Source organism: Paenibacillus sp. D9 (assembly GCF_001188365.1).
Taxonomy (GTDB): Bacteria; Bacillota; Bacilli; order Paenibacillales; family Paenibacillaceae; genus Paenibacillus_O; species Paenibacillus_O humicus.
The window spans coordinates 4,916,994-4,930,835 of sequence record NZ_JZEJ01000001.1 but is presented as its reverse complement, the minus strand read 5'-3'; the positions used below and the strand labels follow the sequence as shown (position 1 = coordinate 4,930,835).

The following is a 13,842-nucleotide window of genomic DNA, read 5'->3' as shown; positions in this document are numbered from 1 at the left end:
TCGAATGGGCAAAGCAAATCCAAGCTATCGCCCAGACCGGGCTTGCCTACGGGCGCGACGTCTATGACATCGAACGCTTTGAAGCTCTGCGGGAGCTGAGCGTCGAGATCATGGAGACGCATACCTCCGCAGGCAAGGAAGAGATCCGGCTCGCTTTCGCCGGCGATTCCGGCTATGCTACGCCGAAGGTGGACGTGCGGGGAGCCGTTTTCCGGGAAGGCCGCATCCTGCTCGTCCGGGAAAGATCGGACGGCGCCTGGTGCCTTCCCGGCGGCTGGGCGGATATCGGCCTGACCCCGAGTCAATGCGTGATCAAGGAGATCAGGGAAGAGACGGGCTTCGAAGCCAGGACGGTCAGGCTGCTTGCCGTCATGGACAAAATCCGGCATGGGCATCCTCCCGATGCGCATCATATCTATAAGCTTTTTTTCCACTGCGAGATCACGGGCGGGCAGGCTTCCGGCGGCGTGGAGACAAGCGAGGTCGAGTTTTTCGGCGAGGACGAGCTGCCTCCCCTGTCGCTCAGCCGCAACACGGAAAGCCAGCTGCGCATGATGTTCCAGTACGGACGGCAGCCGGGCATGCCGGTCTATTACGATTAAGGCGTGAATTTCCTCTTTCGCGAAGCGCAAAATCTGCTATACTGGCGGAAGTTGATTTCCAAAGGTAAGTCATTTCCTGCTATTTACAGTCAGCGCTTTCAGAAAGAAGGTCAGACATTCATGCATCAAGATCAACCGTCGATTGCATCCTCGTTAACCGACAAGGAACGATACCCGCTCTCTCTCTACTCCCTCACGGTCGGAGCCTTCGCGATCGGCTTGACGGAATTCGTCATCATGGGCCTGCTTCCCGAAGTAGCCGCGGACCTCGGCGTAAGCGTGCCGAAGGCGGGCAACCTTATTACCGGCTACGCGCTCGGAGTCGGCATCGGCGCTCCCGTGCTTGCGCTGGCAACGGCCCGCTTCCCCAAGAAGCTGCTTCTTTCCCTGCTGATGGTGCTGTTCATCATCGGCAACCTGGGGGCCGCCCTGGCTCCGAATTACGGCCTCCTGCTGGCGGCCCGCATCTTCACTTCGCTTGCCCACGGCACCTTCTTCGGCATCGGGGCCGTGCTTGCGGCGAGCCTCGTCTCGCCCAGACGCCGAGCCGGAGCGGTGTCGGTCATGATGGCCGGCCTGACGATCGCCAACATTCTCGGCGTGCCGTTCGGAACCTTCATCGGGCAGGAGCTTGGATGGCGGATGTCGTTCTTCGTCGTCGCGGCGATGGGCGCCGTCACGCTGGTCGGCCTGATCGCCATGATTCCTTCGATCAAGCAGACGGACGACACCAACGCAGCTAGGCAGATCAAGGCTCTCCTGCAGCCCAAGCTGTTTCTCGTGCTGATCACGGGCGCCTTCGGCTGCTGCAGCCTGTTCAGCCTGTTCAGCTACATCAAGCCGCTGCTCACCGGCGTAACCGGCGTCGCCGAGGGCATCGTGCCCTGGATTCTCGTCCTGTTCGGCTGCGGCGTCACGATCGGCAACATCCTGGGAGGCAAGCTGGCCGACCTCAAGCTGATGCCGACGGTCATCGTCTCCTTCCTGGCCCAAGCGGTCATTCTGGCGGTGCTCGGCTTCGCGGACGTTTCCTTGCCCGCTACGCTTGCCCTCATCTTCCTGTGGGGGGCTGCTAGCTTCTCCGCGATGCCGGGGCTGCAGGTCCGCATCATGAATCTGGCCAAGGATGCGCCCGCTCTGGCTTCGACATCCAATCACGCTGTCCTGAACTTCGGCAACGCCTTCGGCGCCTTTTTCGGCGGCTGGATCGTGCTGTTTTTCGAGACAGCTCCCGGAGCGTATGACTACGGCGTGCTGCCGTGGACGGCATCGGCATTCTCCCTCATCGCCCTGCTGCTGGCGCTATGCCTAGCGGCATGGGACCGCCGGAGCGCCGCCGCCCGCTGAACCTGAAAAAGGACTGCCCCGCCGTTTCAGCAACGGTACGGGGACAGTCCTTTTTTTGTTGCTCTGTTATGCCGCCGCTTCCTTCCGGTCGCGGGGGAGCAGGAAGGCGAGCGCGCCTGCGACCGGCAGCACGCTGGTCCAGTACATGACGCTCTGCAGGCCGTAGATGTCGCCAAGCTTGCCCAGCACGACGGCGCCGAGCGCGCCCATCCCGAAGGCGAAGCCGGTGATGAGTCCGGATGCCATGCCGACCCGGCCCGGCATCAGCTCCTGCGCGTAGACGACGCTGACCGAGAAGCTCGCCTGGATGATCAGGCCGATGAGCGCGGCGACGGGATACATCCAGACGAGCGGCAGATGCGGCAGCAGCAGCGTGAACGGCGCCGCTCCCAGGATGGACAGCAGCATCGTGCGCTTGGCCCCGATCCGGTCCGAAACCATCCCGCCGAAAAACGTTCCGACGACTCCGGCGATCATGAACAGCAGCAGCGGCACCTGGGCGGCCTGCTTGCTGAGGCCGTAGTCGTGGATGAGATAGAACTGGTAGAAGGTGCCGATCGCCGCACCGTACCAGGAGCGGGCGAACACGAGCAGAATCAGCACCGACAGCGCGAAGGCGACGACATTTTTATGCTTCTTCGCGTCGATGGACAGCTCGCCTCTCGGCACGGCCGCTTTTTTCACCGGCTTGCCGTGCTCCTCCAGCTGCTTGCGGTACCATGGCACCACCTTCAGCAGGATGAGGATCGCCGCGGCTGCCAGCAGCGTGCCCCAAACGGCGCCGCGCTGCCCGAGCGGGATGAAGATGAAGATCGTCATGAGCGGCGCCAGCGACTGGCCGAAGTTGCCTCCGACCTGGTAGATGGACTGGGCGAAGCCGCGCCTGCCCCCGGCGGCGAAATAAACGACGCGCGAGCCTTCCGGATGGAAGACGGCCGAGCCGAGTCCGACGAATACGATGAAGAAGATGAGCATGCCGAAGCTCGGGGCGAACGCCATGCCGGCCATGCCGATCATGCTCATGAGCATGCCGACCGGCAGCATCCACGGCGACGGCTTGCGGTCGGAGACGAGCCCGACGACCGGCTGCATGACCGATGAAGTCATCTGCAGCGTGAACGTCAGCCACCCGATCTGGGTGTAGCTGATATTGAGCGTATCCTGGAAGATCGGATAGAGGGCGGGAATGACGGATTGCATGGAATCGTTGAGCATGTGGACGGCGCTGATGGCGATCAGAATCGCATAGATGGTCCCGGTGCGGGCAGCGCCGATCCGGGCCGATTGCGAAGCGGACATGGACAGGACTTCCTTTCGTCGCTTGGATGGATGGTATGGAGGTGTTCGTCAGCAAATGAAGGAACGCAGGCATGCGGCCGCCTGATCAAGGTCGGCGCGCATCCGGCGTCAGAGAGAGGTCGGTCTCCTCAGGCGAAGCAGATGCATACCGGCGCCGGAATGCGCAAGGAAGCAGGCGCAGGATCCAGCTTGCCGCTGTCCGCATTTCTCCGGAAGGAATGGATCGTGCCGCTCTCCTGGTTGGCGGCGAGCAGCCAGCTGCCGTCCGGAGAGATAGCGAAGTTGCGCGGCGTACGGCCTCCGGTCGGGCAGTGCTCCACCGCCGTCAGCGTCCCGTCGTCGGTATTGACGGCGAACACGGCGATGCTGTCATGGCCCCGGTTGGACATGTACAGAAACCGGCCGTCCGGAGAAAGATGGATATCCGCCGCCCAGCTGGTGCCGGCGAATTCCTTCGGGAGGCCGGATATTCGCTGCACGCTTTCCAGGACGCCCGTTTCCTTGTCCATCCGAAGCACGTTTACGTACGAATCCAGCTCTCCAGCTACGTAGACATAAGGACGGACGGCTGAAATCGCTGCATGGCGGGGGCCGGTGCCCGGCTCCAGTCTGGCGGTGCCGGCCTTGAGCAGAGAGCGTCCGTCGGCGGACTGCCGGTACATATAGACCGAGTCGGTGCCGAGATCGCATATGTATACAAAGGGAGTGCCGGGAACCGGTCCGGCGCTGTGGATATGAGGCTTCTCCTGCCGGTCTGCTGCCGGTCCGAGCTCGCCTTCCCCGGATACGAGCGCCGAAGCCGGCTCCGACAGCTGTCCGTCCGCCTCAAGCGGAAAGACCGCCGCATTGCCTCCGCTGTAATTGGAGACGTACAGGCTTTGACGGTCAAAGGACAGGCTGACATGGCAGGGGTGCTCCCCGTGAGTCAGCTGGTCGCCAAGCACCTCGAGCTCGCCGCTCTGCGGATCGATGGCCAGCGCATGGACGGAGCCGCCGGACTGCCCTCTCGTCTCGCCGGTTTCGCTGGCGGCATAGAGCATGCTGCCCGCGGGATGGACAGCCAGGAACGAAGCCTGCTCGATGCCGGCGATTTTCTGGAATACCGACAGCTCTCCTGTGCCGCCGTCGAGCCGGCATGCATGGACGGTCGGATCCTTGGCCTCACCGTAAGAGCCTATGTACAGCGTATAAGACGTGGATGCTTCTGCCATTTTGTCTCCTCTTTTCCGGCCTGGGCCTTTTTGTCAGTGAATATACCTCATTTCCTCCGTTCAGACAATGCCGCCCAGCAGTCGTAAGCGGCGCCAAACCATTCGATTCGTTGTCTTTTCGAGCTCTAGAACGACATCTCGCAGCAGCAGGAAACGGATAAGCTCTCTCCAAAGCCCATGATAATCCGACAATTGTCCCCAGTCTCTTACAGCAGCATCCGACTCTTGCTATACTGGGTAATAGATTGTGAAGAGCGCCGCGAGGGGGGATGGGTCCATATGAGGTCGAAACGGATCAAGCGGACAAAACGGATCAAGCGGACAAGCCTGGCTGCCGCACTATTCATCGTCGCTTTGGCCGGAGCCGGCTGGCCCGGGCAGGCGCATGCCGGCATCTGGGACAATCTCAAAGACATCTATGACACGCCGGCCAAGGTGGACGAGCTGCAGAAGCAATATACGGAATCGATTGCCCGGCTGGAGCAGCAGCAGGACCGCCTGAAGCAGGATTACGAGCAGAAGCAGGCGGAGTTCGAAGCGAGGCAGCAGGAGCTGCAGCAGCAGAACGAGGACTTCCGCAAGCAGAACGAAGCGCTGGCGGAGCAGAACCGGCAGCTGGAGGCGAGCATGGCAGCCGCCAGGCAGAAGCAGGCTTCGCTGAAGCACGGCATCGCGGTCGCCGTGCTCGTTGGAGCTTCCGCCCTGCTGGCCTATATCGCGGCCGTACGGGTGTGGCGCTACCGCGTCTACCGCGCCCAGCGGCGCGACCAAGGAAAGGCAGCCGGCTTATGATCGTGACCGCGCCGCCGCCTCACGGGCATGTCCGGATCGAGCTTGAAGAAGCCGACAAGCTGCAGGTGCTGCACCCGAAGGCGATCATTGCGTTCCGCGGCCCGCCGGGTGCCCGCGAGGACCGCTTCATGGATGTCGCCGGCGTCTATCGCAAGCGCAAATGGATCCGCTCCCGGATCCAGGGACCGAGCGAGTTCCTGCTCGGCCTGCCGCCCGGCTGCGGCCTGGAAGCGGTGGCGCTGCCCGAGGACAGCGACCTGTTGTTCGATTTCCGGCATATCGTCTTCTACAGCGACGGCATGGCGATGAAGACGCGCATCCACAAGCTCAAGACCGCTTGGATCACGCGCGAGCTGACCCGGATGCGCTTCACAGGCCCCGGTACACTCGGCATCCTTACCGCAGGCGGCCTTGCCTCCATGAAGCTGTCCGAGGAGCAGCCGCTCTATGTCGATACGGCCTCGCTAGTCGCTTTCCCGGAGTCGGCGGAGGTGAAGCTCGCCGTCTACGGCAACCCGCTGGCTACTCAGCATATGAACGTCCAATGGGAGCTGAAGGGGCGCGGCTCCGTGCTGGTGCAGACCGGATCGCTGGATCCGGGCCTTGTCGAGCCTCTGCAGCGGGACGGCTTCCTGCGGAGGACGCTGCGGGAGCTGCTGCCGTTCGGAGGCGTCTACATCAAATGAGCCTGATTAAAAAAAAATTCCAGCCCATGGGCTGGAATTTTTTCGGCTTATTATTCTAATTCCAGACCTTAAGCAGCGAGTTAGACGAGTTTCTTCTTATTCCGTTTGCCTCGGCGCTCCAGCGGCGAATAAGACGATTTTTTCGTCTTATTCCCCTTGCCTCGGCGCTCCAGCGGCGAATAAGACGATTTTTTCGTCTTATTCTCCTTGCCTCGGCTCTCCAGCGGCGAATAAGACGATTTTTTCGTCTTAATCTCCTTGCCTCGGCTCTCCAGCGGCGAATAAGACGATTTTTTCGTCTTAATCTCCTTGCCTCGGCTCTCCAGCGGCGAATAAGACGATTTTTTCGTCTTATTCTCCTTGCTTCGGCGCTCCAGCGGCGAATAAGACGATTTTTTCGTCTTATTCTCCTTGCTTCGGCGCTCCAGCGGGGAATAAGACGATTTTTTCGTCTTATTCCCCTTGCCTCGGCGCTCCAGCGGCGAATAAGACGATTTTTTCGTCTTATTCCCCTTGCCTCGGCTCTCCAGCGGCGAATAAGACGATTTTTTCGTCTTATTCCCCTTGCTTCGGCTCTCCAGCGGCGAATAAGACGATTTTTTCGTCTTATTCTCCTTGCTTCGGCGCTCCAGCGGGGAATAAGACGATTTTTTCGTCTTAATCTCCTTGCCTCGGCTCTCCAGCGGCGAATAAGACGATTTTTTCGTCTTATTCTCCTTGCCTCGGCGCTCCAGCGGCGAATAAGACGATTTTTTCGTCTTATTCTCCTTGCCTCGGCTCTCCAGCGGCGAATAAGACGATTTTTTCGTCTTATTCTCCTTGCCTCGGCTCTCCAGCGGCGAATAAGACGATTTTTTCGTCTTATTCTCCTTGCCTCGGCTCTCCAGCGGCGAATAAGACGATTTTTTCGTCTTATTCTCCTTGCCTCGGCTCTCCAGCGGCGAATAAGACGATTTTTTCGTCTTAATCTCCTTGCCTCGGCTCTCCAGCAGTGAATAAGACGATTTTTTCGTCTTATTTTCCTTGCCTCGGCGCTCCAGCCACTAAAGCAGGGGCCGTCATGAAGGCCTTATAAGCCGCAAGACACTTCCAGCGCTTGCATGGGGATTTGTCAGGGCTGGTTCCGCTGGCAATAACAATGTTGCTGCTCCATCCAACAAATTTCCCCAGCCCCATCCGCGGAAGACGGTTCCTGCCGCAGCATCCGTCCTGTTTCTTGGGAGAATTCGACCCTTGTTTCCCCTGTCTCATTTTTGCAGCTGGGCAAGATGTTCTTTGTCCGTTCCGTCCGGACGCGCCGCTACCGCTGCACCCGGACCTCAGACGGCGCCAGCCCCCGGTAGCGGCGGAACGTGCGGCTGAAATAACTCAGGTCGTTGTAGCCCGCAGCCATCGCGATCTCGGCGATCGTCTTCTCCGTATTGCGGAGCAGATCCTCGGATTTGTTGATGCGGATCCGATTGACGTAGTCGGTGACGGTGCGCCCCGTCAGCTGGCGGAACAGCCGGCTGAAGTGGAACCGGCTGAGCGAAGCGAGCCCCGCCAGCGAATCCACCGTCAGCTCCTCCGTGTAATGCGTCTCGATATGATGGAAGATCGGCCGGAACCGCTCCAGGTTGCGCAACCGCGCGCGCGACTCCGGCTCGGTCAGCCTGACCTCGACATAGCCCCGCAGCAGCAGCGTCAGCAGCCGGTACAGCAGCGATTTCACCGACAGCTCGAAGCCGGGCTGGCGCCAGGCGAACTCGCCCTCCAGCTGCTCCATGCAGGCGTTCAGCTGCCCGTCTCCGCGAATGACGTTGCGGAACAGGATGCGGTTCTGAACGATCGGCGTGATGTATTTGGTTTCGGCCGCGTCTGGAGACAGGCTTTGCAGCAAGCCCAGATCGGCGATAAGGCAGTCGTATTCGATCTCGTCCGACAGCAGGATGCCCATATGGATATCGTTGCTGTTCACCGCGATCAGATCGCCGGGTCCGGCTTCGTAGGAAGTGTAGTTGCATTCCACGATTGCATGCCCCGAACGGATGTAGAGAAGCTCCATATGATTGTGCCAATGAGCCTCGAACAGAATCCGGCCGCGTCCCGCAAAGCGCGAGGTGCACAGCTTGACCGGGAAGTTCGGGTCGGGCATGCTCATTTCCTCCAGTAGCGAAAGGGGGCGTTCCATCGGCCGGTCCTCCTTCTAGGGCTGGTTTCCGCCGGCTGCCGGGGCAGCCGCGAACCGCACAATTGTACTAATAGAGCGCATGATCACCCATGCCGAATGAAGATGGCGCCGCTATACTTTCACTATATAAGGTTACCAAGCCAATGGGGAGTGAAGCAAGCATGAGTATCCGAATCGGCGTCATCGGAACGGGATCCATCTCCGAGTTCCACCTGCAGTCTTATGCGGCCAACAAAAACAGCGAGATCTACGCCATCTGCGACATGAATCGGGAGAGAGCCCAGACCGTCGCGGACAAATACGGCGCCACCAAAGTATACGCCGATTACCGCGAGCTGCTCGCGGATCCGGACGTGGAAGCGGTCAGCATCTGCACGTGGAACAACACCCATGCGGAGATCAGCGTCGCCGCGCTGGACGCCGGCAAGCATGTCCTCGTGGAGAAGCCGCTCTGCCGTACCGTCGAAGAGGCTTATCGGATTCAGGATGCGGTGAAGCGCTCCGGCAAGCAGCTGATGGTCGGCTTCGTCCGCCGCTACGATCCCAACGCCCTGATGCTCCATTCGTTCGTGGAGAACGGCGAGTTCGGCGACCTGTACTTCGCCAAAGCTTCGTACATCCGCCGCATGGGCAATCCCGGCGGCTGGTTCTCCGACAAGTCCCGCTCCGGCGGCGGACCTGTCATCGATATCGGCGTGCATGTCATCGACCTGTGCTGGTATCTGATGGGCCGTCCCAAGGTGAAGTCGGTCAGCGCCAACGAATACAAGCATCTGGGCAACCGCGCCAACATCAAGCATCTGTCCCGTTATCAGGCCGCGGACTACAACGCCGAGCTCAACGATGTCGAGGATATGGCCAACGCGCTGATTCGATTCGAGAACGGAGCCTCCCTGCTCGTCGACGTCAGCTTCTCCTTGCATACGGTCAAGGATGAAGGCATCGTCAAGCTGTTCGGCACGAAGGGCGGCTTCGAGATCGATCCCGAGGTCGTCATGGTCACCGAGAAAAACGACATCATCCTCAATACCTATCCGCAGACGGACAGCAAGGGCATGCAGATGAACCGCGCCTTCCAGAGCGAGATCGACCATTTCGTCGATTGCGCGGCGAACGGCAAGCAGCCGATCAGTCCGGTCGAGGACGGCGTCGAGATCATGAAAATACTGGGCGCGATCTATGAATCGGCTGCCCAAGGACGCGAGGTGACGTTCCCATGAAGCTCGGACTCAGCACCTACAGCCTTTACCAGGCGCTCAGAGCGGGTGAGATGACCGTTCTCGACGTCATCGACTTCACCGCAGAGCATGGCGGCGAGCATGTGGAGATCGTTCCTCTCGGCTATGAGCTTACCGGCAACCCCGAGCTTGTCGGCCAGATCGTGGAGCGGGCGGCGCAGCGCGGAATCGCTGTTTCCGACTATGCCGTCGGGGCTAACTTCCAGGGCCTGTCGGAGGAGAACTATCGTGCCGAGATCCAGCGGATCAAGGAGCAGGTCGACATCGCCGCAGCGCTCGGCGCCCGCTTCATGCGGCATGACGTGGCCAGCGACACCGATCTGTCGATCGGCAACTTCAACCGTTCCCTGGATAAGCTTGCTGCGGCCTGCCGCGAAATCGCCGATTATGCCGCAGGCTTCGGCATTACGACGAGCGTCGAGAACCACGGCTACTTCATCCAGCACAGCGACCGCGTCCAGGCTCTCGTCGAAGCGGTTGACCGTCCCAACTTCCGGACGACGCTCGATGTGGGCAACTTCATGTGCGCCGACGAGAACTCGGTCGCGGCCGTGAAGGCCAATCTTCCTATCGCTTCCGTCGTCCACTTCAAGGACTTCTACCTGCGTCCTTCCTACCGCAATCCGGGCGAGGGCTGGTTCCGCACGGCCGGCGGCAGCTACCTGCGCGGCGCGGTAATCGGCAATGGGGACATCGACATGCCGGAGGTCGTCCGCATCGTCAAGTCTTCCGGCTATGACGGATACGTATCCGTCGAGTTCGAGGGCCTCGAGGATTGCCGCCTCGGCGCCAGAGCCGGGCTGGCCAACCTGCGCCGCCTGTGGGAAGAAGCCTGAGCTGAAAAACAACCAAAGAAGGCGGACCCGATTTCTGGTCCGCCCGATAAGACGAAAAAAAGCGCCCGGAAAACGGGCGCTTTTTCGTATTGGTTCAAAACGGGGCTGCCGCCGCGAAGCAATCGCAGCCACGCTCTTCTCGTCTCATGAACGCGCCGCTTGGAGCGAGGCAATCGCATTGAGCAGATGAAGCTGCCGCACCGGCTTGGCGACGGCCGAGCTGAACAGCTGCCGCACCTCATCGGGCAACGGCTTGCCGAGCGGCGCCAGCAGCACGAGAGGCAGCTCGGGCTGCTGGCCGCGCAGCCTTTCCGCCAGCTCCGCTGCCGCCATCGATCCCGGCATGTCGTCGATCAGAGCCAGATCGAACTTCTGCCCAATTTCAAAACAGGCCAGCGCTTCTTCGGCCGTCCGGACGGCCTTGACCGACATGTCCCAGCGCTCGGCCAATCTCGACAGCGACTCCAGCGTTCCTGCATGATCGTCGACTATGAGCAAGGACTTGCCCCGCAGCATGGCGCTGCCGTAAGAGCTCGAAGGCATGGACTGCTTGGTCAGGTCAAGCGTGAATCCGACCTCGGTGCCTTGCCCCAGCACGCTGCGCGCCTCAATGCTGCCTCCGAGCAGCTCGGCCAGATTCTTGCTGATGGCCAGCCCGAGCCCCGTGCCCTTGTAATCCCGATCCGGGCGGGATTCATGGACCTGGGCATATTTGCCGAACATCTCCTTGATTCTGGACTCTTCGATGCCGATGCCGCTGTCCTTGACGGAGATGGCCACGAACAGGCTGTCCCCGGTTGTTCCCGGAGCCGTCTGCACCGACACGGCAATCTCGCCCCTGTCCGTGAACTTGATCGCGTTGCTGAGCAGATTGGCCAGCATCTGCTTGATCTTGCCTGAATCGCCGTAAAATACAGGCAAATCCGGAGGCAGGTCGATGATCAGCTCAAGCCCTCTGGAGGAGGCTTTGGATGCGTACAAATACACGGTTTCCTCGATGAGCGAGACCAGATCGAACGGCTGCTCCTCCAGGCTCATCTTGCCGGCCTCCAGCTTGCTGTAATCCAGAATGTTGTCCAGCAGCGTCGTCAGCGTGCGGTTGCCGGCTTCGATCAGCTTGAGATAGCCGACCTGCTCCTCCGACAAGGCCGTGTTCTGAATCAGCTCCGTCATGCCGGCGATCCCGCTCACGGAGTTGCGGATTTCATGGCTCAGCATGGCCAGCAGGTCCGAGCTCCAGTTCAGCTTGCCTCGCGTAAGATCGTTCTCCTGCTTCAGCCATCTGGACAACGATTCGGCGTATTGCTTCTCGCGCAGCAGCGACTTCTGGAGCTTGCTCTGATCCCGGACTTTGTTCTCCATTTCCACGATGTAGGACAAAAATACAGCCATGGCGCTGATCGCCTTGATATCCGCCTCGCTGAATACATGCCCCGGCTTGTGCAGGCCGCAGACGGTTCCGTAGGAGCGGCCGCTCGCCAGCACGATCGGGACGCCGATGAAGGATCGGTTGCCCATAACGGCCGTAACCTCCATATGTCTGGCGAGGCCATCGTTCGTCGTATGAGGGATATAAAGAAGTCCTGTGCTGTTCTTAACGACAAGGCTGCAGTAGCTCTCCTCGAACGGGAGCCTCGTTCCTTCGCCGACGAGGATTTCGCTGCGGTTGAACGCCTTGATGATCTCGTTGACCTTGCCGTCGTTGGTGGCGATGAAAATGGAATCCAGCATGAGAAGCCTGCTGAGCACATCAATGATATAAGTCGAAGCTTCTTCTATATTGGCAAAGAATTTCTGGGGGATAGTCATGGTTCACCCGATTTCTTTTAGCTTGCCTCTCTATTCTACAGGAAGGTTCATGCGCTGAACAGGCGTTCGCCTTTAAATGAAGCCGGTACAGGGCTTCTCGTTTCTTGCCCGACTGCGTTTCGAATCCTATCCTTCCCAAAACCTTCGGCCTATGCTATGATATGAAAGCGTTATCAAACGCCACTTTCTTACCAAGCAAGGGGGATAACGGAATGATTAACGTGCCATCAAACGACCGCAATGTGTACGAGGACTTTGATGTAGAGACGGACATTCTGTATTACAGGCTCGGCTCCTTCGGACTTGTAAGCTTCCACGGCAGCAACTACAATATTAAAAAGAAAATGTCTGCCGACCAGATCAACCGGTTGTGCCGGAACGGACTGTTCTATCCGGTCGCTTCGGGATGTTACGTGAATACAGCCAAGATCAGCGGAATCGAAGAGGGAGCCGTCTACTTCGGCAGCACCGGCCCCGAAGCGAAGCGCGTGTCCCTCTCCCGCTGGAAGGCCTATCAGCTGCGCAGCCATCTGTCGCAGGCGCGCAGCAACCCTGCCCAGTAATCAGCCGATTCCATGGCAGGCTAATGCAAAAGCCTCTGCTTGCGCAGAGGCTTTTTTTCATGGAACCGCCAGCTAGTCCTCGTCGCGCTTCACGCCGAGAATCTTGTATTCCGGCTCGGGGCCGTACAGCTTGGAACGGACCATGAACCACTGGAACAGATGAGTGACGAATACCTTGAGCACCGCATAGCCGGGCACGGCGAGAATGATCCCGAGGAAACCGAACAACTTGCCCGAGGTAAGGATGACGAAGATGATTGTAATCGGGTGGATGCTCAGCGTCTTGCCCATGACCTGCGGCGAGATGAACTTGCCTTCGATCAGCTGCACGCAAGTCCATACGACGACCATCTTCAGCAGCATGATCGGAGAGGTGAAGGCGGCTACGACGAGCGCCGGCGTGATGGCGATGGCAGGCCCGATATAGGGAACGACGGCCGTGCAAGCAGCTACGATGGCGAGCACAAGCGCGTAGTCCAGTCCGATGATCAAATATCCGATGAACAGCAGCGCTCCGATGCATAGGCTCACGATGATCTGGCCGCGGATATAGGAGCTGATCTGATGATTGGACTCCGTCAGTACGCGGCGTGTCTCTCCCCGCATCGTCGTAGGCAGCATGGCCGTGAAGAAGATCGGCAGCTTCTTGCCGTCCTTGAGCATGTAGAACAGGATGAACGGCAGCGTGACGATCGCCAGGACGAATTCCGTCACCGTGCCGAGAAAGCCGCCGATGTTGGCCAGCGTGCTCTGGAGGATTTTGCCGGCTCTGCTCGACAGCTCCTGCGCGATCTTTTGCGGATCGTAATTGAGGTTCGTCTGAAGCTGGGTCACGAGATCGCTTCCGAGATAATAAGTCGTCTTGTCTTGGACATACTTCGTATAGACGGGAATATTGTCCACGAGACTCGTCAATTGCTCCCGGATGATCGGAACGACGATCGTAATGAGCAGCGTCAGCAGGCCGATGATGATGACGTACAGCGCCGCGATGACCCATCCGCGCTTCATGCCCTGCTTCTCCATCCAATCGACGAGCGGATTGAGGAGGTAATAAGCGACTCCAGCGAGAAGCATCGGCAGCAGCACCGTCTTCGCCAGCACGAGCAGCGGAACAAAGATGAACGTAATATGCGCGAATACAAGGATGTTGATCCCGACAAGCAGCAGAACCAGCAGGAACAGCACGAATTTGTTGTTGATGAAGAACTTCTTGAACCGGTCCAGTCTGGCTTCCGACTGGCGGTCTTCCTGCGTCAGGTCCACTTAAAGTCCCTCCCGAGAGTCAG

Annotated in this window: 12 protein-coding genes; 7 read left to right on the top strand and 5 right to left on the bottom strand. The window is 59.5% G+C overall.

Annotated features, from left to right (window positions below):
- On the top strand, nt 1–602 hold a 602-nt coding region (locus VE23_RS22040), incomplete at its 5' end, for an NUDIX hydrolase (RefSeq protein ID WP_232317017.1).
- Between the two features lie 120 nt (nt 603–722).
- Nucleotides 723–1,949, top strand: coding sequence for an MFS transporter (locus VE23_RS22035; protein WP_048749487.1), 1,227 nt, complete (start codon nt 723–725; stop codon nt 1,947–1,949).
- Nucleotides 1,950–2,015: 66 nt separating this feature from the next.
- Here VE23_RS22035 and VE23_RS22030 read toward each other — a convergent pair whose 3' ends face one another.
- Both VE23_RS22030 and VE23_RS22025 read right to left on the bottom strand, forming a co-directional pair.
- Complete coding sequence (locus tag VE23_RS22030) at nt 2,016–3,248, bottom strand: MFS transporter (protein WP_049869128.1); 1,233 nt, start codon at nt 3,246–3,248, stop codon at nt 2,016–2,018.
- 128 nt (nt 3,249–3,376) lie between these two features.
- Nucleotides 3,377–4,459 (bottom strand): lactonase family protein, encoded by a 1,083-nt coding sequence (locus VE23_RS22025; protein WP_049869126.1) that lies wholly within the window; start codon nt 4,457–4,459, stop codon nt 3,377–3,379.
- Nucleotides 4,460–4,738: 279 nt separating this feature from the next.
- On the opposite strand from VE23_RS22025, the gene VE23_RS22020 reads away from it, so the two are divergent.
- Together VE23_RS22020 and VE23_RS22015 are read left to right on the top strand one after the other, a co-directional pair.
- Complete coding sequence (locus tag VE23_RS22020; RefSeq protein WP_048749855.1) at nt 4,739–5,251, top strand: hypothetical protein; 513 nt, start codon at nt 4,739–4,741, stop codon at nt 5,249–5,251.
- Nucleotides 5,248–5,937 (top strand): AIM24 family protein, encoded by a 690-nt coding sequence (locus tag VE23_RS22015; RefSeq protein ID WP_048749853.1) that lies wholly within the window; start codon nt 5,248–5,250, stop codon nt 5,935–5,937. The genes VE23_RS22020 and VE23_RS22015 overlap by 4 nt, the downstream gene beginning before the upstream one ends.
- A gap of 1,300 nt (nt 5,938–7,237) precedes the next feature.
- Here the strand turns inward: VE23_RS22015 and VE23_RS22010 are convergent.
- On the bottom strand, nt 7,238–8,107 hold the full coding sequence (locus tag VE23_RS22010; protein ID WP_048745143.1) for an AraC family transcriptional regulator: 870 nt from the start codon (nt 8,105–8,107) through the stop codon (nt 7,238–7,240).
- Between the two features lie 161 nt (nt 8,108–8,268).
- Between VE23_RS22010 and VE23_RS22005 the strand changes: the two genes are divergently transcribed.
- Together VE23_RS22005 and VE23_RS22000 are read left to right on the top strand one after the other, a co-directional pair.
- On the top strand, nt 8,269–9,327 hold the full coding sequence (locus VE23_RS22005) for a Gfo/Idh/MocA family protein (protein ID WP_049869124.1): 1,059 nt from the start codon (nt 8,269–8,271) through the stop codon (nt 9,325–9,327).
- On the top strand, nt 9,324–10,181 hold the full coding sequence (locus VE23_RS22000; RefSeq protein WP_049869122.1) for a sugar phosphate isomerase/epimerase family protein: 858 nt from the start codon (nt 9,324–9,326) through the stop codon (nt 10,179–10,181). The genes VE23_RS22005 and VE23_RS22000 overlap by 4 nt, the downstream gene beginning before the upstream one ends.
- A gap of 144 nt (nt 10,182–10,325) precedes the next feature.
- Here VE23_RS22000 and VE23_RS21995 read toward each other — a convergent pair whose 3' ends face one another.
- A complete protein-coding gene (locus VE23_RS21995) occupies nt 10,326–11,990 on the bottom strand; it encodes a hybrid sensor histidine kinase/response regulator (RefSeq protein ID WP_021878245.1) in 1,665 nt (554 codons plus the stop codon).
- 212 nt (nt 11,991–12,202) lie between these two features.
- Here VE23_RS21995 and VE23_RS21990 point away from each other — a divergent pair, with 212 nt between their 5' ends.
- Entirely contained in the window at nt 12,203–12,553 is a 351-nt protein-coding gene (locus VE23_RS21990) for a hypothetical protein (protein WP_049869121.1), read from the top strand.
- A gap of 72 nt (nt 12,554–12,625) precedes the next feature.
- Here the strand turns inward: VE23_RS21990 and VE23_RS21985 are convergent, their stop codons facing one another.
- Nucleotides 12,626–13,819 (bottom strand): AI-2E family transporter, encoded by a 1,194-nt coding sequence (locus VE23_RS21985; protein ID WP_021878247.1) that lies wholly within the window; start codon nt 13,817–13,819, stop codon nt 12,626–12,628.
- Nucleotides 13,820–13,842 lie beyond the last annotated feature (23 nt).

Excerpts from the sequence above, each read along its gene's own strand:
- VE23_RS22015 (WP_048749853.1), top strand. The coding sequence starts at position 5,248 with ATGATCGTGACCGCGCCGCCGCCTCACGGGCATGTCCGGATCGAGCTT.
- VE23_RS22005 (WP_049869124.1), top strand. The coding sequence starts at position 8,269 with ATGAGTATCCGAATCGGCGTCATCGGAACGGGATCCATCTCCGAGTTC.
- VE23_RS22020 (WP_048749855.1), top strand. The coding sequence starts at position 4,739 with ATGAGGTCGAAACGGATCAAGCGGACAAAACGGATCAAGCGGACAAGC.
- VE23_RS22025 (WP_049869126.1), bottom strand. The coding sequence starts at position 4,459 with ATGGCAGAAGCATCCACGTCTTATACGCTGTACATAGGCTCTTACGGT.
- VE23_RS21990 (WP_049869121.1), top strand. The coding sequence starts at position 12,203 with ATGATTAACGTGCCATCAAACGACCGCAATGTGTACGAGGACTTTGAT.
- VE23_RS21995 (WP_021878245.1), bottom strand. The coding sequence starts at position 11,990 with ATGACTATCCCCCAGAAATTCTTTGCCAATATAGAAGAAGCTTCGACT.
- VE23_RS22000 (WP_049869122.1), top strand. The coding sequence starts at position 9,324 with ATGAAGCTCGGACTCAGCACCTACAGCCTTTACCAGGCGCTCAGAGCG.
- VE23_RS22010 (WP_048745143.1), bottom strand. The coding sequence starts at position 8,107 with ATGGAACGCCCCCTTTCGCTACTGGAGGAAATGAGCATGCCCGACCCG.
- VE23_RS22035 (WP_048749487.1), top strand. The coding sequence starts at position 723 with ATGCATCAAGATCAACCGTCGATTGCATCCTCGTTAACCGACAAGGAA.
- VE23_RS22030 (WP_049869128.1), bottom strand. The coding sequence starts at position 3,248 with ATGTCCGCTTCGCAATCGGCCCGGATCGGCGCTGCCCGCACCGGGACC.